A 26,036-nucleotide genomic window follows, 5' to 3' on the forward strand; every position below is an offset into this window, starting at 1 on the left:
CAATAAAGTTATGTTAAAAGGCATGTGGGTAAATTACAATTGCGATTACGTTTTGCGCAGGCCTGCGACCTGCGCTGACGGACGCCGCCCCGTTGGGGCTGGGTGTTTCTTCGTCGCGATAAGATTTTGGTACCCACAAGCTGTTAATTCTAAGAAGATCTTCAAGCTCCAACGGAGCGAAATTCATCAGCACAGGTCGCAGGCCTGTGCGAGAAATGCGGACGACGAAATTTAAAGATAGTTACAGACAGTGCATGATGGTGCTTGCTTTGGATTCTTTATTTTTGACTGACAAAGCGCAACTATCGAATGTGCAACCTTTGTAATTTACCAATTATAACACATTGATGATTACCAATCCGTCTTATAAACTTTCGTTTTACAAATTATTACTTCTTGCTACATTAATTTTCGTCACCCAAGTTAGTTCCAGGGCGGCAAATGTTGTTATCACCGATCTGAAATGCGAATACCTCACCAACCCTATCGGCATGGACTCCCCTAACCCGCGGTTAATGTGGGTGATGGACGATAATAGGCAGGGCGCAAAACAAACAGCTTACCAATTGTCAGTGAGTACCGATTCGGTTGAGTTAACGAAAGGCATCGCCAACAACTGGCAAACAGTTAAAATTATGAGCGATGTTAACCGCGTAAACTATAACGGCAAAGCGCTGCTACCTTACACTAAATACTACTGGCGGGTACAGGTTTGGGACAAGGACGGCAAAACTGTTACATCGCCGGTGGCTACATTTGAAACCGGCCTGATGGGTATGGTAAACTGGAAAGGCGGCTGGATAAGCGATGGCCATAACGCCAATACCAAACCGGCGCCCTATTTCAGGCATGCGTTTGAGATCAGCAAAAAAATAAAATCGGCGCGGGCTTATATTGCTGTAGCAGGTTTGTATGAGCTGTATGTTAATGGCGAAAAAATTGGCAATCACCACCTCGACCCAATGTACACCCGGTTCGACAGGCGGACGCTTTATGTTACTTATGATGTTACTCATCAATTGCAAACCGGCAAAAATGCAGTAGGTGTATTGCTGGGCAATGGCTGGTATAACCACCAGAGTACGGCCGTATGGTATTTTGATAAATCGCCATGGCGTAACCGGCCGGCGTTTTGCATGGATTTACGCGTCACCTACACCGATGGCACCACAGAAACCATATCATCAAACCGGAATTGGAAGACCCACACCGGCCCCATTACATTCAACAGTATTTATACCGCTGAACATTACGACGCGCGCCTGGAACTACCGGGATGGAACACGGCTTCATTTATCGACACCGCATGGAAAGATGCTTTCGACCGCTCCGCACCGTCAAATAATATAGTTGCGCAAAGTTTGCAGCCGATTCGCGCGATAGAAAAGATCCCGGCGCAAAGCATTAAAAAGCTGGATGATAAAACATACCTTTTTGATTTGGGTCGCAATATCTCGGGCGTAAGCAGTATAACGGTAAAAGGGGAAGCCGGCACGGTTATCCGCCTTAAACATGCGGAGAAACTGGGCAAAAATGGGTTTGCCGACCAATCGAATATCGACATACACTACCGCCCTACTGATGACCAGGACCCTTTCCAAACCGATATATTTATTTTAAGCGGAAAAGGCGAAGAAACCTTTATGCCCCGCTTTAACTATAAGGGTTTTCAATATGTGGAGGTTAGCAGCGATAAACCTATCGAACTAAAAAAAGAAAGCCTGTCCGGCTACTTTATGCACAGCGATGTGGAAGCCGTTGGCAAAATCAATTCATCCAGCAATACACTTAACAAGATCTGGCAGGCAACAAATACCTCTTACCTTTCGAACTTTTTTGGATACCCCACCGATTGCCCGCAGCGTGAAAAGAACGGCTGGACCGGCGATGCACACATAGCCAGCGAAACCGGCTTGTATAATTTCGACGGCATTACCATCTATGAAAAATGGATGGCCGACCACCGCGACGAACAGCAGCCAAACGGTGTGTTGCCTTCTATTATCCCATCAAACGGATGGGGGTACGAGTGGGGCAACGGGCCCGACTGGACCAGCACCGTTGCCATTATCCCGTGGAACCTGTATCTATTTTATGGCGATAGCAAAACCCTTGGCGACAACTACGATGCGATTAAAAAATACGTTAACCATATTGACGACCTATACCCTACCGGCCTCACCACCTGGGGCCTTGGTGATTGGGTGCCGGTAAAATCGGTAACGCCGGTTGAGTTTACCTCGACTGCCTATTATTTTGCCGATGTTACCATTATGGCAAAGGCGGCAAAATTATTTAACCGACTTGAAGACCAGAAAAAGTATGAGGCGCTGGCCCTAAAAATAAAAACTGCTTTTAATGCAAAATATTTGAACACTGCAACCGGGGTTTACGATAAAGGCTACCAAACAGAACAAAGCGTACCGCTGTTTTGGGGCATGGTTCCCGACGGCCTTAAACACAAAGTAGCGTCGATACTGGCAGACAGGGTTAAAGAGGCCAACAACCATTTGGACGTGGGTATCTTAGGTACGAAGGCCATATTAAGTGCTCTGAGTGATAATGGCTTTGCAGATGTTGCTTACTCCATAGCCTCGCAGGAAACCTTCCCGTCCTGGGGTTGGTGGATAGCACGGGGAGCGACTACGCTGTACGAAAACTGGAACATTGATGCGGATGATGCCTTATCGTTAAACCACATTATGTTTGGCGAAATTGGCGCCTGGTACTATAAAGGTATCGGCGGTATAAAACCCGACCCGCAATCGCCGGGCTTTAAAAATGTATTGCTTACGCCAAATTTTGTGAATAAACTTGACCATTTTGAATCAGAGCATACCGGGCCGTATGGTAAGATTGTTTCGGCGTGGAAAAGAAAGGGAAGTGCGGTTGAATATTTGGTGGTTATCCCGGCCAATTCTACGGGGACAATTTATTTCCCAGCGGGGAAAACGATTACCGCCAATGGAAAAGCTGTTAATGCGGTGAATGGGTTGAAGGTTGGTGCGGGGAGTTATGTGTACGAGGTGAAATGATTTATGGTTTTTAAGCTTGACTTTATAAAAAAGAAAGAGGCTTACTCATTTTGAGCCAGCCTCTTTCTTTTTTCATATCTATTTACGAATCTATTTCTTTTCCGTTCCTGGCAGTTTCAGTTTACTTACGGCAATTTTTGCATCCTCTACCTTTTTTACAAAAAAAGGATCATTTTCATGACTTTTTAAATTGTCGACTACTATTGCGCGACCGCTGTAACTAAGATTACTATTTACTTTCTTGGTTGCTGACATAATAACTCCTTTACTATCAAAGATACGATTTCACTTTCTTTTAACCAAGAACGCTTCATAATTAACATTCTTCTCAAATCGATATGGTATACCTCCAACAACGCCATAAATATCAAAATCTATACTAACCTCATCTAATATTCCATTAATTTCTATCTGATACAACCTTGTTCTTACGGGTGTACTACCAGTCGCATATATGAAATGATTACCATAATAATCACAAAAATCATTGATTGTATTAGCCACAGTTGCCAATACAATATCTCTGTCGTTATTATTACTGTTTATGGAATCGCTAACTTCACCTGTTTCCGGATTTTTATCGCCAAAAGCAAGGTTATAAATTTCAGGCTCGTTTTGTAATTTTTGAAATCTAACTATTTTCCTTATTTTCCCCTTTGGCCCTTCACTGTAAAATTCATACTCTCGAAAATCAGTAGTAAAATAGTTATAGTGTGGTAAATTCATTGTCGATTTTAGGCCGGTTGTTCTTCTTAGTCTAAGTGGTCGAATTTAATTAATTTACTGATCTATTTAACTCTTGCCCCCCGTTTCTGCCACAATAATATTACACAAGCGCTCAAATTTGTGAAATCTATTTATTTGCTGTAGCTTGGTTTGCTAATAACTGACTTTTAAGCTATGAACAAATTTTTACTCGCGGCCATACCCTGTGCCCTGGTATTTTCCGCCCGTGCCCAGCAGGGCCCTCCTCTCACAACAAAAGATTACGAACGCGCCGAAAGCTTTTTAAGCTATGGCACCGAACCTTTTATCGACAACGCCACCGTACGCCCGGATTGGCTGCCCGACGGCCGTTTCTGGTACCGCAACCTGAATGCTACCGGTAGTGAATTTATATTGGTGGACCCGGCTAAAGGTACCCGCTCAGCAGCATTTGACCAGGCAAAACTTGCGGCAGGGCTTTCAACTGCAACCGGTAAACAATACACGGCAGCAATGTTACCTTTTCAAAGGTTCACCTTTTCGGCAGATGGGAAAGCCATTGTGTTTATGGCTGATGGCAAGCAATGGAAAGCCGACCTGGGCTCGTATGCTGTTACCGAAGATGGTTCGCCGATGGCTGCTGAAGCAGGCGGTGGCGGAAGACGTGGCGGAAGAGGCGGTGCAGGTGGTGTAAACCTATCGCCAGATGGCAAAAAAGGCGCTTTCATTCGCGACTGGAACCTTTGGGTGCGCGATATGGAAACCAAAAAAGAAACACAGTTAACAACCGATGGTGTTAAAGACTATGGCTATGCCACTGATAACGCGGGCTGGAAACACAGCGATAATGCAATCTTGATATGGTCGTCTGACTCGAAAAAGATCGCCACTTTTAAAGACGACCAGCGCAAGGTTAGCGATATGTACCTGGTTACTACCAACGTAGGTAAGCCAACCCTTAAAGAATGGAAATACCCGCTGCCGGGTGGCGAGATACCGATGATACAACGCTGTATTATTGATGTTGACAATGCAAAAGTGGTAATGACCAAAGTTGCACCCGACCCGCACCGCGCTACACTGAGCGATGATATTGCCAGCAGCGGTACTATGGACGATATTTACTTCAGCTCAGATAATTCGAAAGTTGCTTTCGTATCGACCTCGCGCGACCATAAAAACGAAAAAGTTCGCATTGCTGATGCTGCTACAGGCGACGTACGCGAAGTTTTTGAAGAAACCGTAAAAACGCAGTTTGAATCGGGCCATGGCGGCATTAACTGGCGCTATTTAGATAAATCGAACGAAATTATCTGGTTTTCGGAACGCGATAACTGGGGACACCTTTATTTGTATGATGCCACAACCGGCAAGGTTAAAAACCAGATAACATCAGGCGACTACCTTGTTACCCGCATTTTAAAGATCGACGAAAAGACCCGCATGATTTATTTCACGGCTGATGACCGCCAGGCGGAGAACCCCTATTTTGCACAGTTCTGCAAAGTTGGCTTCGATGGCAAACATTTCGCCAATCTTACACCTGAGGCGGGCAACCATAACGTTACCTTATCGCCCGACGGGAAATATTTTGTTGACAGCTATTCAAAACCAGACGTACCACCTGTTACCGTGCTGCGCGATTTGAACGGCAAAATGATTGCCACATTAGAGAAAGCTGATGTGTCAAGACTGATGGCTACCGGCTGGAAACCGTTGACCACCTTCTCGGTGAAAGCCCATGACGGTAAAACCGACATTTACGGCTTGATGATAACTCCGTCAAAACTCGACCCGAACAAAAAATATCCTATTATTGATTATATCTATCCGGGTCCACAGGGCGGTAGTGTAGGCAGTTGGTCGTTTGCCGCCTCAAGAGGCGACGGACAGGCATTGGCCGAGCTGGGCTTTATAGTGGTTGAAGTTGAAGGCACCAGCAACCCGCTGCGCTCAAAAAGCTTTCACGATATGAGCTATGGTAACATGGCCGAAAACACCTTGCCCGACCAGATAACAGCTATTCGCCAACTGGCCTCGAAATATGGTTACATGGACACAACCCGCGTTGGTATATGGGGACACTCGGGCGGTGGTTTTGCAACTGCCGGCGCTATGTTCCGTTATCCTGATTTCTTTAAAGTTGGTATATCAGAATCGGGCAACCACGAGAACCTTAACTATGAGGACGACTGGGGCGAACGCTATAACGGATTAGTAGGCAATGCTGACTACGCTGCCCAGGCCAACCAAAACCTGGCAAAAAATCTGAAAGGTAAACTGATGCTTGCCCACGGCTTAATGGACGATAACGTACCACCCTACAACACCTTATTAGTTGTTGAAGCGCTTGAAAAAGCCGGAAAGGATTATGATTTGGTGGTATTCCCGAATATGCCGCATGGTTATGGCCAATATTCGTCGTACATGATGCGTCGTCGCTGGGACTATTTTGTTAAAAATCTGCTTGGCGTTGAACCGCCCCACGAGTACCAGCTAAAAGCAAAATCCGACCCGCGTAATGGTGGCGGACGGTAAAATTTAGGAAACCTGTATTTTTTATATGGCCTGCTCCATTTTCGGGGCAGGCTTTTTTGTGTTTGGGATTATTTTTTGTGATTGCGGCGATGTGTTACAAGCATACCGATGTATATTTATCCTTTATCTCCATTAAATTTTGACTGATATAACGGCTTCAACCACACAGCTTCTGCAATACTTCAAGAATTACTTTCCGCTAAACGAAGAGGAAGAGGAGCGGCTACAGGTACATTTTACTGAACGCAATGTAAAACGACGCGGTTTTATTTTGCAGCAGGGAGAGGTATGCCGCCACTTTACGTTTGTGGTTTCCGGTTGTTTTAAAATGTACGCGGTAGATAGTAAAGGTAACGAGCACAACCTGCAATTTGCTGCCGAAAACGATTGGATTACCGAACTTGATAGTTTTTATTCAGAGAAACCAGCAGAGGTTTACATAGAAGCTATTGAGCCATCGGTAATACTGCAAATCAAACGCCCTGATTTAATTCGATTATATACGACCGAACATAAAATCGACCATAATTTTCGGGTAATCATTGAGAATAAATTCATCGAGCTGCAAAAAAGAGTACTGCAAAGCATCAGTTCAACAACCGAAGAGCGATACCAATATTTCTTAAATCAATATCCAAAGCTTTCACAACGTATTCCCAATACACAAATTGCTTCTTACCTGGGTATTACGCCAGAATTTCTTAGCAAAGTCCGCAAGAATATTTTACGTAACCTCTAACTCTTAAACTTTGTTAAGACTATTTCTTAAGACTGTTTATAGGTTGCATTTTCTCCTAATATGCAATTTTGCTCCGCCGTTTAAAATTCTGTTAATAATACGGGACTAAAAATGTTCCCAAATATTAAAAGCAAATGCAGACGAACTTTTGGCGTATAATCAACAATGTAAAATAAACTTAACAATTAAATATCATGACAAACGAGAGTGCCAAAACGGTGATGAGCCGTTTCATAAAATTTATTAATACAGCAGACGAAAAGTTGGCGCAGGAGATTATATCGCAAAAGGCCGTGTTTTATGTACCGGGCCGTCCGGATCCACTGAAGGGCCCGGAGGGATACTTATCTATTGTCGGTATGATGCGTGGCGGTTTTTCCGACGTTCAATGGTATTTAGATGAATTGATAGTCGAAGATGATAATGTGGCCGCAAGGTTTACTATGACCGGCACACATGACGGGGCTTTTTTTGGTGTGCCGCCCACACGAAAATCAATCAATATAAGGGCAATTAACATTTATCATTTGCAGAATGGCCAAGTTGTGGAAGAGTTTAGTGCCCCAGACCTTATTGGATTACTAGGGCAAATTGGTGCATTTCCGCCTCAATAAAAAACAGAGACATAAAGCGATTTACAATCCTTTACTTGCAGCACATAATAAATCGATTCGGTTTATCTTCGTTAAATAACCACAATAAAAACCCCGGCTGCTTTCACAACCGGGGCTAAAAGTTTATTAGGTATTAAAACTTCGACTTTAATGAAGCCAAATTAATGGGTGTCAAAGAAAAGCTTAGTAGTAACCACATCACCACCAATGGCGGCGGATGCTTTATCGTAATTTGGCTTGTTAACATTTTGCTCGCTTATAGGATATGTAAAGCGCACCGGGAAATCGCTAAACGCGCTGGGTGGCGGTACCAATGCCGGGTAATCCAGTTTCCTGTTTACTATCCAGGCATCCCATCCCCTGTTATAAAGGGCGATATACTCCTGACCGGCAATTTTTTGTAGTGGTGTAGCACCGGCAGCGGTTGCATACGCAATATTGGTTTGTGCAAGGAAAGCTCCGGTTGGGTTGGCGCCTGTCCAATACAATACAGAGGCGCTTATTGCGGCCGTATAATGCGATTGAATAGTACCACCAACAGCGTATCCCCGTGCAACTGCCTCGGCAAGGTTAAATTCTGTTTCCGAATAGTCTAACAGCAAGCCCGGGAAATCGGGGTTGGTAAGGTTTCCGATAGCGCCTGGCGTTAACAGTGCTCCTGCCGGCAACGAGTAATCTGAAAATGCAAGCGAACCATCGCCTGTGCCGTTGTCTGCACCTTCGTAAATGTTGTTGGATGCACTTTTGGCAAAGAAATACGGAAGCCTTGGGTCCTGTGTTGGGGTATTAGGCTTAAGCAAATCGATGAATTGACTTGTACCCACAAAATCGTGCCTTTGGCTTTGTACCAGGTTAACCCAAATTGGATTGGTATTCGGCGGGGTTGCAACATATTGGAATAAGGCATTATCATCATTCGATGTAAAAACACCTGCGGTAACAGCAGCCTCAACCGTGGATTTGGCAGTTGCCGGGTCTGAATCGGCGATGGTTATGCCCATTTTTAGTTTGAAAGTATTGGCAAACTTTTTCCATTTGTTTATATCGCCACCATAAATTATATCGGCTGCACCTATGCTGCCAGAATTTGGATCAAGTGCTGCAATGTCGGCATCAAGGCGGGTCAACAATGCAGTGTATACAGTTTTGGCATCGTCATACTTTGGAAACGGCTTGTTAATGTCCAAAGCTTCAGAATATGGAATATTACCGAACGTAGTAACTAAATAATAATAGCTGTACACCTGCAAAATATCGGCAATAGCTGTTTGATTTTTAAGTATTCCGGCGTCTTTCACATCAAGAACCATAGCTTGTTTCGACTTTTCGAAATTTTGCAGTGTGTTGGTATAAAGGGCTGTCCAGATGCCATCGGGTTGTTTACGGTAGCTTATCTGGTATTGGGTTTCATTTAAATATTGGGTTTCTGTCCATTGCTGCTCAATTAACCTGAATATATTTAAATTCACACTTGGCGAGGTTACCGTATTGGTCAACAACCTCTCAGCCTCGGTAAACAACGAGTAGGATGGCACGGAGGAAGGGTTTTTCGGATCGACATTTAAACTTGTCAAATCCTTTTTGCAGGCCCCCAAAGTAAGCAAGGCTGCAAAAATTAATGCTGTTTTTTTCATATCTGTGATGATTAGAAACGTAGTTTTAAATTAAACGAAATGGTACGCACAGTTGGGTATGCACCTTCCTGTATGCCCTGCAGGTTGCCTGATGATAATCCCTCTTCAGGGTCGGCATAAGGCAGGTTTTTATGGATTATCCATAAGTTACGGCCAATAACCTGGAACGTAACCTCTTTTACCGGCCCTAACTTGCCAATTGCACCTTGTGGCAGTGTGTAGCCCAAAATAGCTTCCCTTAATTTAATGAAGCTGGCATCGTACACAAATGCTTTTAACGGTAATAAGCCGGCGCCATCGCCAAATGAGCCGTATGGGCCACCGGGAACGCGCACGGTGTTAGGCGCTCCGTCGGCAGTAACACCGGGACGAATAAAGCCACCGCTGTTTGAACCTGTGGTAAGCGGGCTGCGTACCGGGTTACCTAAATCGTTTGTATAAGCAGTTAACGGGTAAATTCCATCAGCTAACCCATAAGCAAGGTCATTTGAGAATACCGAACCGCCTTTACGGATATCGATAAGGAAGCTTAAATTAAAACCTTTGTAAGTAAAATTGTTATTGATACCACCGGTCCAATCGGGGTTTGTGTTACCGATGTCGTGGTTTGACGAACCTGTTAAAACATACTGACCATCAGGACCAACTATTGGCTGGCCGTTTTTATAGTAAGTATAATCTGTTCCCCTGATGGTACCCAGCGAGCCATGAAGCGGTGCGTTTAAGGTTTCGCCATTCTGGAAGCTGCCCAACTGCAGGTTTTGCGCCTCGTTGCCGGTTGCGTCTTTAAACAATGCGGTAACTTCGTTGCGGTTGCGGGTATAATTCAGGTTAATTTTCCAGCTAAAATCCTTCGACTTCAACGGGGTACCGTTTAATGAAAGCTCGAAGCCTTTATTGCGCACGTTACCTGCATTTAAATATTCTGCAGTGTAACCAGTAGCCCCGGATACGTTTACAGGCAATATTTCATCAAAAGTATTGGTTACGTAGTAGCTACCGTCAAAACCTAAACGATTGTTAAAGAATGACAACTCCAGGCCAATTTCCTTGCTTTTGGTTTGCTCAGGTTTCAGGTTGGCGTTGTTTTTGGTTGTGCTGGCAACTGTTTGCGGGTTTGAGCCAAACGGCGGCACGATAGTATAAGTATCGTTAACACTGTATATCGGCGCATCGGCACCAACCTGTGCATAGCTGGCCCTTAACTTTCCGTATGATAACCAGCTGTATTGTTTAAGCAGTTCAGAAAAAATAAAGCCTGCCGAAACTGACGGGTAGTAATATTTATTATTTACTGCCGGTAAGGTTGATGACTGGTCCCTGCGGATTGTACCATCAACCGTTAACATGTTTTTCCAGGTAAGGGTAGCGCCTGCAAAAACACCATTGATTTCCCTGCGTTGATAAACCTCGGTTGGTGATAACGGCGAACTTAATGTATTGTTCAACGAGTATAAACCAGGTATAATTAAACCGCCGTTGGTGCTCGCAAAAATACTATTATCGCTGTTTTTCCTGATGTTGGTACCCAACAATGCTTTCAGGTTAAAATCGTTACCCAGGTTTTTATTAACGTTGGCTAACAGGTCGAAGTTGGTTTCGGAGTAGTTATGGTTAAACCTTGAATAGTATGGAAGGCCAATACTGCCCACGTCATAACGCTCTTCCTGCAGTTCCGAATAAGTATCCAACGATACACGGCCCATGAAGCTTAACCAGCTTGTTGCTTTATAATTCAGGTTGATATTACCTAAATACCTGTTACGCGAGTCGGTTTCATAATTATGTTCGGTTACCCAATACGGGTTGTTCCAATAAGCCGGGAACGTGTTGCCGTGTCTTGGGTCGGCCATGTTCCAGGTTATGTTTGATTTTGTACGGTCGTAAGCAGCTTTAAGCTCCTGCACGTCAACGTTTGTTTCCCACCATTGCCTGAAACCAGAAACAACGTTCCTGTTATCGGAGTTTGCACCGTCATAACCGGTTCCGCCGCGGCCGGTACCATTGGTGTTGTAATAGTTTATGCTTGCGCCTACAATTAATTTGGGAGTAATGTTATAAGTCCCCGAGAAATCAACCAGGTTCTTTTTTAAATTGCTGTTTGGTATTACACCATTTTCGTTACTGTTGGTATATCCCAATTTAAAAGTGCCATTGTCACCGCCGTTGGTAATCATGATACTGTTATTGGTTGATACCGGTTTTTCAAAAAATGTTGTAGGGTCGTTTTTAGCGGCAACCCAAGGCGTAGCTTTACCATAATTTGGTGAACTTGGGTCGAACGCATCCCACTGGTAAATCATCAAATTGGGGTCAAAAGCTGAACCATTTGAAGCATCTGCATCAGTTTGCGCTACTTTAACCCCTGTTTTGCCAAAGATATTGCCGGTATAAAAACCAGGGCCGTAGCCGGCGCCATACTGCTTTTGGTATTGTGCGAAGGTTGATTTGTCAATAGAACCAAAGCTAACAGTTGAGTTAACAACAATACCCAGGCCTTTTTTGGCTTTCTTGGTGGTAATTAAGATAACACCGTTGCTACCGCGTGAGCCATACAATGCTGTTGCACCGGCACCTTTTAACACAGTAACGTTTTCAATATCATCAGGGTTAATGTCAGATGCAGGGCTACCATAGTCATAACCGCCGCCACCTTGCTGTTGGTCGCCACCGTTGGTATTGGTATTATCAACCGGTACACCATCAATAACAAACAGCGCCTGGTTATTACCGTAAATTGATTTGTTACCACGCAATACCACGTTTGTTGACCCGCCCAAAGCATTATTCTGGCGAATCTCCAAGCCGGCTACCTTGCCCGACAGTCCATCAATAAAGTTGGTTGAGCGTTGCTTGCTAACTTCATCGCCATTAACCTGTTGCGCCGCATAGCTTTGCTGGTTACGTGTACGTGTTAAACCAAGTGCGCCGGTAACAACCACTTCCCCAAGCTGTTGGGCGGTTGCAACCATTACCACATTTAGTGTGTTTCCGGTTGGGGTTTGTAACTGGGTAGCATAACCCAAAAAGCTGAACGAAAGTGAACCACCATCGGGTATGCTTACAGTATATTTACCATTAACGTCGGTTTGGGTACCGTTTGTTGTTCCTTTTATGGATACCGTTACGCCTGGCAGCGGTAAGCCATCTTCTTTAGCCGTAACTGTCCCGGTTACGGCATGAGTTTGTGCAAATAGCCGGCCCGCGGCTAAAAGGAGAAAGCACAAATTCAGTAGTAGAATTTTTTTCATGAATAAATAGATAATTTAATAGTTAATGTTTAGCGTTAGTTAGTTAACGCAATAAAGGCGGTAAACGTACGGCTACTTTTCGTTTAACTAAAATTTATTTCTGTAATATTTTGTTTACAGAATGTAAATTAATCGTAACGAACTATTTACAATAATTTAGTATAACAATTCAGATTTTCGGCCGTTTCAAAAGCGCAACTACCTGAGTTATTTGTAACTATTAGTTAATAGTAAATCTATAATAATAAGGCAGTTATTAGTTAATTGTGGCCGGAAAATACGCGAGGTATTTTCCGGCTTCTTTTTTAATAAAGGGAGATATTGGTGGGATATTGAGATATATTATAAAACATATTGGAATGTATTGTGCAATATGACATCGTATTTAAATTCCGCCTTTTTTTTGGATATTGCCCTAAAACCTATTTTAAGCGGCTTTTTCACCTCCCAAAGTTTTAGTTTAAGTTTAAATTTCGACCTTGAAAAATGGGTTATCAGGCGAGAAACAGCCAAAATAAATGCAGATTTTTTGGTGTAAAATATTGTAGCGGACTACTGCCAGTAACCACAATATGATGAGTTTCTAACTTTTTTGTAACCGCGCCGGGGCAAATCCCCGCAAAAAAATTTTCTAAATCGGGGTTATTTAAAATCGCGAATTCCACATGTATGTAAAAAACAATTCGACTTGTATGTTTTTTTTGCCCATTTAGAGGTTAAAAACGATTGATTAGAGGGCTTAAAAAGGCCCTTTTTTTACGCTAAAAAGTTACTTTTTTTGTCTATCCCTTTTTAAAAACTGCTTTAAAAACCCGTTAATAAGCCTCGTAATGCAATGATAATTTTTTTTTGTTACTAAAGCAGCTTAAAATCGCCTAAAAATAATAATTGATTATAAGGGCTAATATCAAACACCTTCAATCTGGCAAATGAGGTTTAAAGCTTTTTTAATACCTTGCAAAAATGAAATCATATTACAAATTAGCGCTTGCAACCTCAATCACTCTTAATATACTATTCGTGTCGTTTTTTATTGGAAAGCGGTTTTACTATTCGCATCAGGATTACATAAAAACGCTGACAACGCCAACTAATGATAGCATCATAACCTACAGCATTAACAAGTACAAGAACAACGAAGCGCAATTGAGGCTTTTTAAAATCCTGCCACATTCAAAAGATGATATAGTATTTGTTGGCACCAGTTTAACGCAGGGGTTTCCATTGCAGGAGTTTTTTACAAATACGCATCTTAAAAACAGAGGGATTGGCGGCAATACCGTAACCGACATACAGGCCAGAATAGGGGAAGTTATTGCAGGCAAGCCGCATAAAATATTTTTAGAAATGGGCACAAATGATATTGGCACAGGCGTTGCAATTGACACCGTTTATAAAAAACTAATAGCACTAATTAGAGCTATTAAGAGCGGCACACCTGCCACAAAGTTATACGTGCATGCTGTTTTACCTTTCGCCAAAAACTACACACAAAAGGTAAAAGCCTACAACGCGAAGGTTGCAGGCTTTTGCAAAATGAATAACATACCCAACCCGTTTTAAACGGCAATACCCGCTGGAGAGGCTATACCACCTGGACCACCAATGGTAATACCGACATAAACGGTGCACCGGTAACCCTGGCACCTGCCAACCCGCTTGCCCGCTTAAACGAAACCGACAATACATCAACCTCGCGCCGCAGCATTGGCAACGTACAGTTCGATTACAAAATTCCTTTTGTACCGTTTCTGCGCGCCAACCTGAACTTAGGTTATGATTATGGCGAAACCTTTGGCCACAACAACGTAAAAGACAGCACCCAGTGGATTTATGTTCCCGTTGCATCTGGCGGACAAAGGGCAATGTATAACACTGTTAACCGTAACCAGCTGGCCGAGTTTTTCCTGAATTATAAAAGGAATTTAAAATCGATAGCGAGCACGGTTGATGTAACCGGTGGCTATGCCTACTCGCATTTCTATACCGAAGGTGGTTCATCGTCGTATGATTACCACCAGACAACGCTGAACGCTGCTTCGGCCTACAAAACAGAATACTACCTGATATCATTTTTCGGAAGAGCAAACTATACCTTTAAAGATAAATACTCACTTACCGTAACTGTAAGGGACGACGGTACTTCCAAGTTCTCACCAAAAAACCGTTTCGGCGTATTCCCGGCAGCTGCATTTGCGTGACGCTTAAAAGAGGAAGACTTTTTAAAGGGCAGCAATACCCTGTCTGATTTAAAGCTGCGCATTGGCTACGGTACAACCGGTCAGCAGGATTTAAATAACAATAACAACTATCCTTACCAGGCGCGCTTTAGCCGCAGTGATAACTCATCAAGGTATCAATTCGGCGACCAGTTTTACTATACCCAGCGCCCTGAAGGCTATGATGCAGGCATTAAATGGGAATCGACAACCACAAGCAATATCGGGCTTGATTTCGGTTTCCTTAACAACCGTTTAACAGGTAGTATCGATGCTTATTATAAGAAAACATCGAACCTGCTGATTGTAACCAACGTGCCGGTATTGAGCAACTTCTCGTCGGTATTATTGCAAAACGTTGGCGATATGGAAAATCGCGGTGCGGAGTTAAACCTGACCGGCGTCGCCATAGCAAGCCCTGATGTTAACTGGCAAATTGGCTACAACATATCGTACAATAAAAACAAAGTAACCAGGCTGAACAACAGCAACGATCCTAACTTCATCAACACTAACCCATTCTCAGGCATAGCCGGAACAACATCGGGATTAATTCAGGCTGATAAGGTAGGTTACCCTATCAACTCGTTTTATGTTTTCCAGCAGATATATGACACCAATGGCAAACCTATTGAAAACGGTTATGTTGACCGCAACAAAGACGGCCAGATAAACAGCGCCGATTTGTACCTCTACAAAAAACCGGACCCTACTGTGTTAATGGGCATCAACTCATCATTAAAGTATAAAAAGTTCGATTTCAACTTTTCGGGCAGGCTGAGCCTGGGCAACTACAACTATAACAACGTAGCATCGGGCAGCACTTACCGTGGTTTGTACTCGTCGCTTGGTTATTTGGCTAACCAAACCAAAGCTGCTGAGGATACCAAATTTACCAACGCACTGCAAACCAACCTGTCTGACTATTATATCCAGAATGCATCGTTTTTCAGGATGGATTATATGAACGTAGGTTACACTTTCCCTAACTACGGCAGCAAAAACTTTAAGCTGCATGTTAGCGCAGGCGTGCAAAATGTATTTGTGATAACTGGCTACAAAGGGCTCGACCCCGAAATAAGCGGCGGTTTGGATAATAACTTCTTCCCTCGGGCACGCATTTACCAGCTTGGTTTAAACTGTAATTTTTAATAATAAAGATAATGAAAGTACTTAAAGTATTAATACTACAGGCAATCATGATAGTTGTGTTTGCCACCTCGTGTACCAAAAAGCTGGACACGAAACCAATCGACCCACTGGTTACCACATCGGCGACATTGCTGGATAAGCCGGCAGCTTACAAAGAGTTTTTGGCCAAACTGTATGGCTCGTTAGCTTTGTCGGGCCAAAAGGGCCAGTTTGGTGCGCCAGAGATCCAGGCATCTGATGAGGGTACCACCTGCTTTTTACGCGAATACTGGGCAGCCCAGGAAGTAACGACTGACGAGTGCATCAACGCCTGGGGCGATGGCGGCCTGGTTGAGTACCACGGCGGCATATGGAGCGATAACAACCTGTATGTACAGCTGATGTACGAACGCTTGTTCATCAACATTGCCTACACCAACGAGTACATTCGCGATGTAAACGCTAAGCTAGGCGGCTTGACCGGTCAGCTAAAAACAGATGCAACCGGTTATGTAGCCGAAGCACGTTTTTTAAGGGCATATTTTTACTATATCGCGATGGATTTGTACGGAAAAACACCGTTTGCCACCGAAACGGATTTGCCCGGCACATTTTTACCGAAGCAAATATCGCGGGCCGATTTGTTTAAATATGTTGAATCGGAATTAATTGCAATCCAACCATTACTGCCCGAAACGAACGAGTACGCTCGTGCCAACAGGTTTACCGACTATGCTTTAATGAGTAGGCTATACCTGAACGCGAAAGTGTTTACCGGCACCGACAGGAACACCGATTGCATTACTTATTGCAACAAAATTATCAGCGCAAACAAATACACGCTTAACCCGAGCTACAAAAACCTGTTTTTAACTGATAACAACACCCTTACCAATGAGATTATTATGCCAATTGCCGAAGACGGTGTGAACACCGAAAGTTATGGCGATATGACATTTGTTATCCACGCAGCAGTTGGTGGTTCGGAAGATGCTACCAATACCTTCGGCATTGCTTCAGGTGGCTGGGGTGGTAACAGGATGACAACCTCGTTTGTAAACAAAGTATTTGCCGACCCATCCGGCGCTACCGACAAAAGGGCCATATTTTACACTTCGGGCCAGGACCTGAACATCAGCAACCCAACAGTATTTACCCAGGGCTACCTTAGCGCCAAGTTTAAAAACGTAAGCTCGGCCGGCGTGCGGGGTTCAAATGACACCTTCGTTGATACCGATTTCCCGTTGTTCAGGTTTGCTGAAATATACCTGAACTATGCAGAAGCCGTTGTACGCGGCGGTGCAGGCGGCGACGCAGGTACAGCGCTTACTTATATCAATGCACTAAGGCAACGTGCCTACGGCAACACCAATGGCAACATTAATGCCGGGCAGCTAAATCTTAGCTTTTTAATTGACGAGCGTGGCCGCGAACTATATTGGGAAGCATTCCGTCGTACAGATCTGATCCGCTTCGGCCTGTTTACCGGTGGCGATTACCTGTGGGATTTTAAAGGCGACATACAAGCAGGCCGGGCAACCGACGCACACTTAAACGTGTTCCCTATCCCCGCTTCCGATTTATTATTGAACGGTAACTTAACTCAAAACCAGGGCTATTAAAATCAACATCATGAAAAAAATACTTTTAATTATAATGGCACTGACCATCGGGATGTTGTCGGCCTGCAAAAAAGAGGCGCTGGTAACCGTGTCGTCGAACATCGGCGCACCGGTGCTGAAAAATCCTGCGGATGGTACTTCGATAGCAGTTACAGCGGCAGACTCGAACCAAATGTTAACTACTAAATGGCAGAAAGCAGATTATGGCGTTAGCGCAGTGATCAGCTACTTTGTACAGGTAGCGCCAACCGGCAACAACTTTAAAACCAAAATCGTAATTGGCGCAACCACTGCCGATTCGCTGCAAATAACCTACGGCGGCTTAAATAACCGGCTGATTAACCAGTTGCACCTGCCTGCCAACTCAGCCTCGACGATCGAGGTGCGTACCGGTGCGGCTATTTACGGCAAAGATTCGGTTTTTTCAAAATCGGTTAAGTTAACGGTTACCACCTTTAAAGTACTGGCTCCCGATAAGCTTTCGGTACCCGGCGCCTACCAGGGCTGGAACCCGGGCGCAGCCTTGACCATACCGGCGGTTACCACCTTTACCTACGAAGGCTATATTTATATGAACGTTGGCGATTACTTTAAATTTACCAGCGCACCCGATTGGGACCACATTAATTATGGCGATGCGGGCGGCGGCAAACTAAGCACAGATGGCGCAGCAGCAGGCTTAAAAGTCGACGCACCGGGCGTATATAAGTTGAATGCAGATATTCAAGCGCTTACTTACTCAGCTACGCTGATAAATAGCATAGGTATTATCGGCACCGCTACCCCGCATGGATGGGATGCATCAACCGCAATGACTTATGATGTGGCGACCAATAAATATAGCATTAAGCTGAACCTGGTACCGGGCGCGCTAAAATTCCGCGCTAACGATGCCTGGGATATCAACTATGGCCCTGCCGATGCAAATTCATTAATCGGTAAGCTTATTTTTAACGACCCGGGAGCAGTTACCATTAACGATGCAGGTAACTACACCGTTACGCTGGACATGAGCCAGACTAACCCAAAATATTACGCTTATACTATAGTTAAAAACTAATTTAAAACAGCCGCCGGCAATCGGTACGGCCGGCGGCTGTTTCCATACACACTTAAATAATTAGACATTTTGGGCAGATGCCCGGTTCACTGTTTATTTAAAACAGGCAATGCTATAATCCAGTAAAATGCCGGTATTTTTGAGGTAGATAATAAAAAAACAGGGTAGCATTTAATTAAGAAAAAAAGGAAAGTGAGTATGAAAATTTACAATTTAAAATTCCAAATGAACAGTTTACTAATAATACTATTATCGGCCTTTTTGGGGACGGGCTGCGGTAAAAAAGCAGTTACCCCAACCAAGCCCGATACCATTGCTACCAAACCTGTTGACACTTATAAAGACCCTGCGGCCTACGGCACACCATTTACAGGCGTACCAGATTCCAAGGATATTGTAATGTACGAGGTTAACCTACGCTCATTCAGCGCAACACACAACTTTGCAGGCGTGCTTGCCAGGCTCGATTCAATAAAAGCGCTTGGCGTTAATACCGTTTGGTTGATGCCTACGTACCCGGTAGGTGTACTAAAATCAGCGGGGGGCCTTGGTTCGCCTTATGCTGTTAAAGATTACAATGCCGTAAACAGCGAATTTGGGAACCTCGACGACCTGCGTAATCTTGTAACCGAAGCCCACAACCGCAATATGGCCGTAATACTTGATTGGGTAGCCGACCATACAAGCTGGGATAACGCCTGGATAAACAACAAATCGTGGTATAAACAGGATGGAGCGGGTAATATTATAAGTCCGCCGGGAACAGGCTGGAATGATGTGGCCGCATTGGATTATAACAGCAGTGCGATGCGTACTGCCATGATACGCGCCATGAAGTTTTGGGTATTAACCGCCAATATTGACGGTTACCGTTGCGACGCCGTGGATTTTGTACCGGATGATTTTTGGAAACAAACGATTGATACGTTACATAAGTTTACCAACCGTAAACTGGTGTTACTTGCCGAGGGCGTAAAAACCAGCATGTTTAACAGCGGTTTCCAAATGACTTATGCCTTTGATTTTTATGGCACGCTGAAAGGAGTTTTTGCCGGTACGCAAGCACCTAGCGCATTGTTTACAAGCAATACAAATGAAAATAACACATTAGCAGCGGGTGGATTTAAGTTAAGGTACAGCACCAATCACGATGTAACATCGAGCGATGGCGCCACGGTGACCGTTTACAAGGGTAAACAGGGCGCGCTTGCTGCTTATGTGCTGGCCGCCTATATGAACGGAATACCATTGCTTTATACAGGTCAGGAAGTCGGCAGCCCTAAACAGTTAAGCATTTTTAGTAACGACGCCATCGACTGGAGCACCAACCCCGACATGACGGCTGCTTACAAAAAGATAATAGCATTCAGAACTGCACACGAAGCCATTAAAACCGGGACATTAACGCCTTATAACGACACCAACGTCATCGCTTTTGAAAAGAAAGCCGGGACTGATGATGTGCTGATATTAGTGAATGCCAAAAACGGTGTAAATGACTTTACCGTTCCCGCAGCCATACAAGGCGCATGGACAAACGGAATTACAAATGCAAGTGCCACATTAGGCGCAAAGGTTACTTTGCAACCTTATGAGTATATGATATTAAAGAAATAATTTGAAGATGTGGTGATTTGAAAATTTGAAGATGCCCCGAAAAGCACTAATGACTAATGATCACTGACTAACAATAAAGATTTTTTCTCTTCGTACAATTGGTTTACAAGGGGCGGGAGCCCTCCCGCTTCCTTGTATTAATTAATTTAAAAATCAAACCATTTCAATAACAATTCCGTCACTACTGATGACATTAAACATAACGTAAAAAAAAATCATGTCATTTCGAGCGACAGCGAGAAAACTTCTGCTCTTGACATTCCCGCGGGAATAGCGGGTGTACAAGTTTTCTCCTCGTTCCTCGTCGAAATGACATGATTTTTAGAAAGAAGTTAAATCGGTGAAATCATCAAATAAACTCCCACGCGCTCTTATATCCCCCTACCCCTTCAGCATATTTAATCAAATCCCCATAAAAAGGAAAATTACCCAGCGTTGAGCTATCTCCAATAATAACCAGTTTCTTTTTTGCGCGGGTAATGGCTACATTCATCCGGCGGATATCCGCAAGGAAACCGATGTCACCACTCGTATTGCTGCGCGTCATGCTGATATAAACTACATCCCGCTCCTGTCCCTGGAAACTGTCGATGGTGTTAACCGATATTTTATCAGCATGGGCTTGTAATACTTCAGAGCTTAACAACAGCTCCTGCAAAATGCGTATCTGTTCTTTATAGGGTGATATTACCGCAATGGTTGGAAAACCTGCTGCATCTGCCTGCAATGATTCTGCCAGTTGCGTTAAGTGCCTTATTAAAAATGCCGCTTCCTCCGGGTTTACCGAACTTGTACCTTCCAGTTTTTCGTCAAAACCGCAGCCGGCTGTATCAATAAACGTAAAAGGCAAGTCGCCGGGAATTAATAACCGGTGAGCAACGGATTCATGCGCCATCAGCCTGTCGCCGTAAAACTCTTTTGATGAAAAGCCCATGATAGTTTCGTTCATCCGGTATTGCTCCTCAAGCAGTGTTACTGCTTCGGGGTGCAGGGCAACGCACTTTTCCAGTAAAGTGGTGCTTAGCCCGGCACGTGCGGCCTCGTTCGATTTGATGGTGGGTGCCAGTTGCAGGTGGTCACCGGCCATAATTAGCTTTTGGGCTTTCAATATCGGTATCCAGCAGGCGGGTTCAAGTGCCTGGCCGGCTTCATCAATTACGACGGTATTAAACTTTACATTGCGGACGGTGTAATGGTTTGAGCCGACCAGCGTGGCTGTAATAACCTGCGCTTTGGCAACCAAATCGTCGATGATAAATTGCTCGGTTTTATCAACCTCGCGCATAATTTTGTGGGCCTCATCAAACAAGGCCTTACGCTGGTCGCGTTCTGCTTTGCCAAAGCTGCGCTTGTATTTATGGGCCATGTTTTTGTATTCGGACGCCTGTTTTTTGAGCTTCTTTACATCTTTCACGTAGCTGTGCTCCGCCATTTTGCTGTCAAGGGTTAACGACATCAGCCTTTCAGATACCCGCGCCGGGTTCCCTATACGCAAAACATTCAAACCCTCCAGGCTTAATTTTTCGCTCAGTAAATCAACAGCGGTATTGCTCGGCGCCACCACCAGTATTTGTTCTTTATTTTGGGCGATGAGCGCTTTAATGGCCTGCACCAAAGTAGTAGTTTTTCCCGTTCCCGGCGGACCGTGAACGATAGCCAAATCCTGTGCCGCCAATATATTTTGAACCGCTTGTTGCTGCGAGGAATTTAATCCCGGAAAGGATGGATATTGATTTTGACGGCTGAACACCGGGGCCGATTCGCCCGTTAATATATTTACCAGCCTGCCTTCCGGCTTTTCTTTTACTGCCGATGCCTGTTTAACGGCATTCTGCATTTCATCGTAGCTGTTGTTATCAAAAAGCAGCTCGATGCCCAGTTTGCCATCACGGCTCCAATCAGGCAGTTCTTCCGTAAACAACGTAATTTTTAAACGATTGCCGCCCTGGTAGGTAACTGTACCTTCAACGCGGTCTTTCTTCGGGTCGTGGTTGGTAAACAATACGGCTGGCGACCCAAATCTGAACTGGTGTGAAATATCATGATGTGTAGTGCGCTCCACCTCAACGGTTAAATAATCGCCACGACTGGGTTCAGTCCCGCGTATGGCTATAGGATACCAGGTGAGGCCGTTTGCCCGGCGGTCGGCTACAGACGATGTTTCGGTAAGTTTTAAATAAGAATTGCGGTCTTCCTCGCGCTCGATCTTTAACAAATCAAGCAGCTTTTTAAAATAAGGCATGTGCAAAGATGGGAGAAATTTTTTGAAGGATAGATAGTGGCTAACGGCGCGCTGGCTTTAATGTCCGCCGGAGTGGACTCACCCGGACATTGCTTCGCTCGTCCTGCCCTCTCTACGGCAAGCCGTAAAGAGGGCGGCGGAATTATAATTTATAAATACTCTTTGATTTTTCGTAAAACATCCTGGAGATCAATTAAAACTTCTTCATTTTGGAATCGCAACGTAGTTAGCCCCAAGCCCAGCAATACTTCATCCCGATTTTTATCAAAATCCTTTTTATAAAGATGTACAGGGCCGTCGGCTTCGATAACCAATTTCGCTTTATGGCAATAAAAATCGGGGATATAATATGAGTTCCTGCCAAACGCATTAATAACAAAAATTGGATGTTGCCGCAGGAATTTGTAGTTCGAAAATTTCCTGTTTCTAAGATGTTCCCACAAAACTCTTTCGGCGACGGTTTCCCGTTGCCTCAATTCACGACACAGTTCGATTATAGACGCCATAACCGAAAAGTAAATAAATCTTTATTTATCGCAAAACTCAAGTAGAATTTAAAAACAGAAAATCCCCCGCCCTCTTTACGGCTTGCCGTAGAGAGAGCAGCTCCAGCGAAGCGTCGAGCGGGTGAGTCCACTCCGGCGGACATTCACGCTAATCACCTGCGCAAGTGCATTCACTACATACCTCATTTATACTACATATGTATTATTGCCAATCCACTAAAACACAGGCATTTTTACATCAACGGCCCAACAATAAAAAACAACCACGGGCCATACAAATTAATTGACCCTAAAAATCAACCACGATGAAAAAAACTTCGACTCTACAACTACTTAAAGGCAGCCTGTTTTTGGCCTTATTCTTAATGGCAGGCAAACAAACAGCATTTAGCCAGGATTGCAATGCCCTGTTTATGCACAAGGTAGGCTCCGAAGCCGAGCTAACTATTTACTCGGCAGCGCATGCGGCCCTCGGGAAAAACGTAACTGCAGTGACAGAAGTTAAGGATGAAGATAAGGTACACGTAATTAAAACAACAAGCACACATTACACAGCTGCAGGTGTTTCAAACAGCATATCAAACCTAACTTATGTTTGCAATGATACTGTAACCCGCCTTTTTTATGATAACAAAGCTATAGCCGAAAAAACCGCCCACGACCTGGAAGAAATTGCCACCAAAAAAGGCGGCAAAGGCTTTGTATATGCCAGTTCGAGCGACCCTATTGAGTTCCCGCTGGAACTGAAAACAGGCATGACGCTTAAGCCTTACGAAAATCTTTCGGCAATGGCTTATACTGTAACCGAAAAGCAGTGGAAGGAAGTTGGGCTGCCTAAGTTTACCAACGTAAATAACTCGGCAGGTTATTACGACCATACAAATGTTAGCCGCACTTATGTTGAACAATTGGTCGACCTTGGAATTGGCACAGGCAGCCGCATGGTTACCACCAATATACAGGTTGGCGCACTGGAATCAGTAACTGTACCCGGCGGAACCTTTAACTGCTTTAAAATTACTGCTGAGATGTACACCATGACGGTCGCCAAAAAAGAAACCGGCCGCTGGTTTATCGGTTCGGTTACCCGTAAGTTCACCACACCAAAACAGGAAATTGTACAATGGTTTTGCCCCGGAGTTGGAACTGTAAAGCAGGAAATTCATGGACCGGATGGAAAGATTATGCTTACGTCGGAGCTGACGAAGTTGACGAATTAGTCTTCAATTGCAAACCTGATTGTCATTGCGAGCGAGGAACGAGCGCGGCAACCGCAAACTTTACAGAGCGGATCTGCATAGTTCGCGGTTGCTTCGTTCCTCGCAATGACAAATTTTTTATTATACCCCCAAATCCTTCATCACACTATTCACCTTTTCATCCAGTTGCTTGTCAGTTTCGGCATAGGCTGCTTTGCTGGCCAGCTTGCCGTTAACGCTGCAATAGAATTTTATCTTGGGCTCGGTTCCTGAAGGCCTGGCCGAAACGATGGTGCCATCCTCCGTAATAAACTGCAGCACATCGCTAGTTGGCAGTTCAATCTTTTTAGTGGTATTGGTCAGTAAATCCGTTTCAATGCCTTTTTCATAGTCCTTAAGCGTAGCCACTTTTGAGCCACCTAACGTAGCCGGCGGGTTGCTGCGGAACGTCTCCATCATTTCCTTTATCTCTTCGGCGCCGGTTTTTCCTTTTTTGGTGAGGGAAATCAGTTTCTCCTTGTAAAAACCATATTGCACATAAGTATCAATCAACGCCTCGAACAGGCTGCTGCCTTTATCTTTGTAATAGGCTGTCATTTCTGCTATAAAGGCGCTGCTTATAATTGCATCTTTATCCCGCACCAATTCACCAATTAAGTAGCCATAGCTTTCTTCGCCACCGCCGATGAAGGTTTGCTTGCCTTCAAATTGGGTCATAAGCTCGCCGATGTATTTAAAGCCGGTTAAAGTGTTATAGCAGGTTACATTTTTGGCTTTGGCAATAGCATCAATCAGGTTGGTGGTAACAATGGTTTTAACAATATACTCGTTGCCTGTTAATTTACCTTTTTCTTCCCACGCGGTTAGCAGGTAGTTGATCAGCATTGTGCCGGTTTGGTTACCGTTTAACAGGATAAACTCGTTGTCAGTATTTTTTACGGCGATGCCCACACGGTCGGCATCAGGGTCGGTGGCCAGCACCAGGTCGGCATCCGTTTCCTGCGCTTTTTTAAGGGCAAGGGTTAACGCTTCCTTTTCTTCGGGATTTGGATATATTACCGTTGGGAAATTACCATCCGGTGTAATTTGCTCTTCAACCAAAATAACGTTCTCAAAACCAAAACGCTTTAGGGCCTGCGGAGTAAGTGTAATACCGGTTCCGTGTATCGGTGAGTAAACAATTTTTAAATCTTTCTGGCGCTTAATGGCTTCGGGCGATACAGATAGCTTGGTTATCGCATCCAGGTAAAGCTCATCTATTTCCTCACCTATCTCCTCTATGTTGGCATCTACCCGGTTAAATTTAATATCATCAACACTGCTTATGGCAGCAACTTCATCCATCACAGCCTTATCATGCGGCGACACAAACTGTCCGCCATCTGCACCATAGGCCTTATAACCATTATACTCTTTAGGGTTATGCGACGCAGTAAGCATCACCCCGCTGCGACAACCCAGGTGGCGCACCGCGAACGAAAGTTCAGGTGTTGGCCGCAGGGCCTTAAAAAAGTAAACGTAAATATCATTAGCCGAAAACACTTCCGCAGTAATACGCGAAAACAAGTCGGCATTATTACGGCTATCATGCGCAATGGCAACCTTCACCTTTTCGCCGGGATAGGTTTTTTTCAGGTAATTAGCCAGGCCCTGCGTTGCTGCGCCAATGGTGTATTTATTAATACGGTTGCTGCCCGGCCCCATGATGCCACGCAAACCGCCGGTACCAAACTCAAGGTCGCGGTAAAACGAATCGGTAAGTTCGGTATATGCTTTATTGTCAATTAAAGTCTGTATTTCCTGTTTCACATCAGCGTCATAGTTGCCGGTAAGCCACACGTTGGCCTTCTGTAAAATGGTTGGGTCTAATTCCTGCATAGTAGTATGTATAATGTCGGTTAATCCCGTATTGGGTTACAATCCA

At 44.3% G+C, this 26,036-nt stretch carries 19 protein-coding genes; 11 read left to right on the forward strand and 8 right to left on the reverse strand.

What is annotated here, in order from left to right; translation table 11 throughout:
• Positions 1-347 precede the first annotated feature (347 nt).
• Positions 348-3,035 carry an alpha-L-rhamnosidase gene (locus Q0R52_RS04775; RefSeq protein WP_295792660.1) on the forward strand — a complete coding sequence of 896 codons (2,688 nt, stop codon included), beginning with the start codon at positions 348-350 and terminating at the stop codon, positions 3,033-3,035.
• A gap of 90 nt (positions 3,036-3,125) precedes the next feature.
• On the opposite strand, the gene Q0R52_RS04780 is transcribed toward Q0R52_RS04775, so the two are convergent.
• On the reverse strand, positions 3,126-3,290 hold the full coding sequence (locus Q0R52_RS04780; protein ID WP_295792664.1) for a hypothetical protein: 165 nt from the start codon (positions 3,288-3,290) through the stop codon (positions 3,126-3,128).
• A 30-nt stretch (positions 3,291-3,320) separates the two neighbouring features.
• Positions 3,321-3,761 (reverse strand): hypothetical protein, encoded by a 441-nt coding sequence (locus Q0R52_RS04785; protein ID WP_295792666.1) that lies wholly within the window; start codon positions 3,759-3,761, stop codon positions 3,321-3,323.
• Positions 3,762-3,935: 174 nt separating this feature from the next.
• Between Q0R52_RS04785 and Q0R52_RS04790 the strand changes: the two genes are divergently transcribed.
• From Q0R52_RS04790 to Q0R52_RS04800, 3 genes are all read left to right on the forward strand, one after another.
• On the forward strand, positions 3,936-6,278 hold the full coding sequence (locus Q0R52_RS04790; protein ID WP_295792668.1) for a DPP IV N-terminal domain-containing protein: 2,343 nt from the start codon (positions 3,936-3,938) through the stop codon (positions 6,276-6,278).
• Between the two features lie 139 nt (positions 6,279-6,417).
• Complete coding sequence (locus Q0R52_RS04795) at positions 6,418-7,017, forward strand: Crp/Fnr family transcriptional regulator (protein WP_295792669.1); 600 nt, start codon at positions 6,418-6,420, stop codon at positions 7,015-7,017.
• A gap of 194 nt (positions 7,018-7,211) precedes the next feature.
• The gene (locus tag Q0R52_RS04800) at positions 7,212-7,631 is read left to right on the forward strand and encodes an ester cyclase (protein ID WP_295792671.1); all 420 of its coding nucleotides are present in this window, start codon (positions 7,212-7,214) and stop codon (positions 7,629-7,631) included.
• 161 nt (positions 7,632-7,792) lie between these two features.
• Here the strand turns inward: Q0R52_RS04800 and Q0R52_RS04805 are convergent, their stop codons facing one another.
• Positions 7,793-9,265, reverse strand: coding sequence for a SusD/RagB family nutrient-binding outer membrane lipoprotein (locus tag Q0R52_RS04805; RefSeq protein ID WP_295792673.1), 1,473 nt, complete (start codon positions 9,263-9,265; stop codon positions 7,793-7,795).
• 11 nt (positions 9,266-9,276) lie between these two features.
• Positions 9,277-12,516 carry a SusC/RagA family TonB-linked outer membrane protein gene (locus Q0R52_RS04810; protein ID WP_295792674.1) on the reverse strand — a complete coding sequence of 1,080 codons (3,240 nt, stop codon included), beginning with the start codon at positions 12,514-12,516 and terminating at the stop codon, positions 9,277-9,279.
• A gap of 963 nt (positions 12,517-13,479) precedes the next feature.
• On the opposite strand from Q0R52_RS04810, the gene Q0R52_RS04815 reads away from it, so the two are divergent.
• The gene (locus Q0R52_RS04815) at positions 13,480-14,079 is read left to right on the forward strand and encodes a GDSL-type esterase/lipase family protein (RefSeq protein WP_295792675.1); all 600 of its coding nucleotides are present in this window, start codon (positions 13,480-13,482) and stop codon (positions 14,077-14,079) included.
• A 22-nt stretch (positions 14,080-14,101) separates the two neighbouring features.
• Here Q0R52_RS04815 and Q0R52_RS29310 read toward each other — a convergent pair whose 3' ends face one another.
• Positions 14,102-14,224 (reverse strand): hypothetical protein, encoded by a 123-nt coding sequence (locus tag Q0R52_RS29310; protein WP_366520849.1) that lies wholly within the window; start codon positions 14,222-14,224, stop codon positions 14,102-14,104.
• Between the two features lie 157 nt (positions 14,225-14,381).
• On the opposite strand from Q0R52_RS29310, the gene Q0R52_RS29315 reads away from it, so the two are divergent.
• The 5 genes from Q0R52_RS29315 to Q0R52_RS04840 all read left to right on the forward strand — a co-directional run bounded on the left by Q0R52_RS29315 (position 14,382) and on the right by Q0R52_RS04840 (position 20,165).
• The gene (locus Q0R52_RS29315) at positions 14,382-14,717 is read left to right on the forward strand and encodes a hypothetical protein (protein WP_366520850.1); all 336 of its coding nucleotides are present in this window, start codon (positions 14,382-14,384) and stop codon (positions 14,715-14,717) included.
• A gap of 54 nt (positions 14,718-14,771) precedes the next feature.
• Entirely contained in the window at positions 14,772-15,887 is a 1,116-nt protein-coding gene (locus tag Q0R52_RS04825; protein WP_366520852.1) for a TonB-dependent receptor, read from the forward strand.
• A gap of 11 nt (positions 15,888-15,898) precedes the next feature.
• The gene (locus Q0R52_RS04830) at positions 15,899-17,488 is read left to right on the forward strand and encodes a RagB/SusD family nutrient uptake outer membrane protein (protein WP_295792677.1); all 1,590 of its coding nucleotides are present in this window, start codon (positions 15,899-15,901) and stop codon (positions 17,486-17,488) included.
• 10 nt (positions 17,489-17,498) lie between these two features.
• Positions 17,499-18,548 (forward strand): SusE domain-containing protein, encoded by a 1,050-nt coding sequence (locus Q0R52_RS04835; RefSeq protein ID WP_295792678.1) that lies wholly within the window; start codon positions 17,499-17,501, stop codon positions 18,546-18,548.
• Between the two features lie 225 nt (positions 18,549-18,773).
• On the forward strand, positions 18,774-20,165 hold the full coding sequence (locus Q0R52_RS04840; protein WP_295792679.1) for an alpha-amylase family glycosyl hydrolase: 1,392 nt from the start codon (positions 18,774-18,776) through the stop codon (positions 20,163-20,165).
• 349 nt (positions 20,166-20,514) lie between these two features.
• Here the strand turns inward: Q0R52_RS04840 and Q0R52_RS04845 are convergent, their stop codons facing one another.
• Positions 20,515-22,407: an AAA domain-containing protein gene (locus Q0R52_RS04845; protein WP_295792680.1), complete on the reverse strand. Its 1,893-nt coding sequence runs from the start codon at positions 22,405-22,407 to the stop codon at positions 20,515-20,517.
• Positions 22,408-22,556: 149 nt separating this feature from the next.
• Positions 22,557-22,913 (reverse strand): endonuclease domain-containing protein, encoded by a 357-nt coding sequence (locus Q0R52_RS04850; protein ID WP_295792681.1) that lies wholly within the window; start codon positions 22,911-22,913, stop codon positions 22,557-22,559.
• Positions 22,914-23,218: 305 nt separating this feature from the next.
• On the opposite strand from Q0R52_RS04850, the gene Q0R52_RS04855 reads away from it, so the two are divergent.
• Positions 23,219-24,133, forward strand: coding sequence for a hypothetical protein (locus tag Q0R52_RS04855; protein ID WP_295792682.1), 915 nt, complete (start codon positions 23,219-23,221; stop codon positions 24,131-24,133).
• A gap of 120 nt (positions 24,134-24,253) precedes the next feature.
• Here the strand turns inward: Q0R52_RS04855 and Q0R52_RS04860 are convergent, their stop codons facing one another.
• A complete protein-coding gene (locus Q0R52_RS04860; protein WP_295792683.1) occupies positions 24,254-25,990 on the reverse strand; it encodes a phospho-sugar mutase in 1,737 nt (578 codons plus the stop codon).
• Positions 25,991-26,036: the final 46 nt, after the last annotated feature.

This window comes from Mucilaginibacter sp., assembly GCF_025359345.1.
GTDB lineage: Bacteria > Bacteroidota > Bacteroidia > Sphingobacteriales > Sphingobacteriaceae > Mucilaginibacter.

Coding starts and splice junctions, on each gene's coding strand:
- Q0R52_RS04775 (WP_295792660.1), top strand. CDS start 348: ATGATTACCAATCCGTCTTATAAACTTTCGTTTTACAAATTATTACTT.
- Q0R52_RS04780 (WP_295792664.1), bottom strand. CDS start 3,290: ATGTCAGCAACCAAGAAAGTAAATAGTAATCTTAGTTACAGCGGTCGC.
- Q0R52_RS04785 (WP_295792666.1), bottom strand. CDS start 3,761: ATGAATTTACCACACTATAACTATTTTACTACTGATTTTCGAGAGTAT.
- Q0R52_RS04790 (WP_295792668.1), top strand. CDS start 3,936: ATGAACAAATTTTTACTCGCGGCCATACCCTGTGCCCTGGTATTTTCC.
- Q0R52_RS04800 (WP_295792671.1), top strand. CDS start 7,212: ATGACAAACGAGAGTGCCAAAACGGTGATGAGCCGTTTCATAAAATTT.
- Q0R52_RS04805 (WP_295792673.1), bottom strand. CDS start 9,265: ATGAAAAAAACAGCATTAATTTTTGCAGCCTTGCTTACTTTGGGGGCC.
- Q0R52_RS04810 (WP_295792674.1), bottom strand. CDS start 12,516: ATGAAAAAAATTCTACTACTGAATTTGTGCTTTCTCCTTTTAGCCGCG.
- Q0R52_RS04815 (WP_295792675.1), top strand. CDS start 13,480: ATGAAATCATATTACAAATTAGCGCTTGCAACCTCAATCACTCTTAAT.
- Q0R52_RS29310 (WP_366520849.1), bottom strand. CDS start 14,224: ATGCTGCGGCGCGAGGTTGATGTATTGTCGGTTTCGTTTAAGCGGGCA.
- Q0R52_RS29315 (WP_366520850.1), top strand. CDS start 14,382: ATGTATAACACTGTTAACCGTAACCAGCTGGCCGAGTTTTTCCTGAAT.
- Q0R52_RS04830 (WP_295792677.1), top strand. CDS start 15,899: ATGAAAGTACTTAAAGTATTAATACTACAGGCAATCATGATAGTTGTG.
- Q0R52_RS04835 (WP_295792678.1), top strand. CDS start 17,499: ATGAAAAAAATACTTTTAATTATAATGGCACTGACCATCGGGATGTTG.
- Q0R52_RS04840 (WP_295792679.1), top strand. CDS start 18,774: ATGAACAGTTTACTAATAATACTATTATCGGCCTTTTTGGGGACGGGC.
- Q0R52_RS04845 (WP_295792680.1), bottom strand. CDS start 22,407: ATGCCTTATTTTAAAAAGCTGCTTGATTTGTTAAAGATCGAGCGCGAG.
- Q0R52_RS04850 (WP_295792681.1), bottom strand. CDS start 22,913: ATGGCGTCTATAATCGAACTGTGTCGTGAATTGAGGCAACGGGAAACC.
- Q0R52_RS04855 (WP_295792682.1), top strand. CDS start 23,219: ATGAAAAAAACTTCGACTCTACAACTACTTAAAGGCAGCCTGTTTTTG.
- Q0R52_RS04860 (WP_295792683.1), bottom strand. CDS start 25,990: ATGCAGGAATTAGACCCAACCATTTTACAGAAGGCCAACGTGTGGCTT.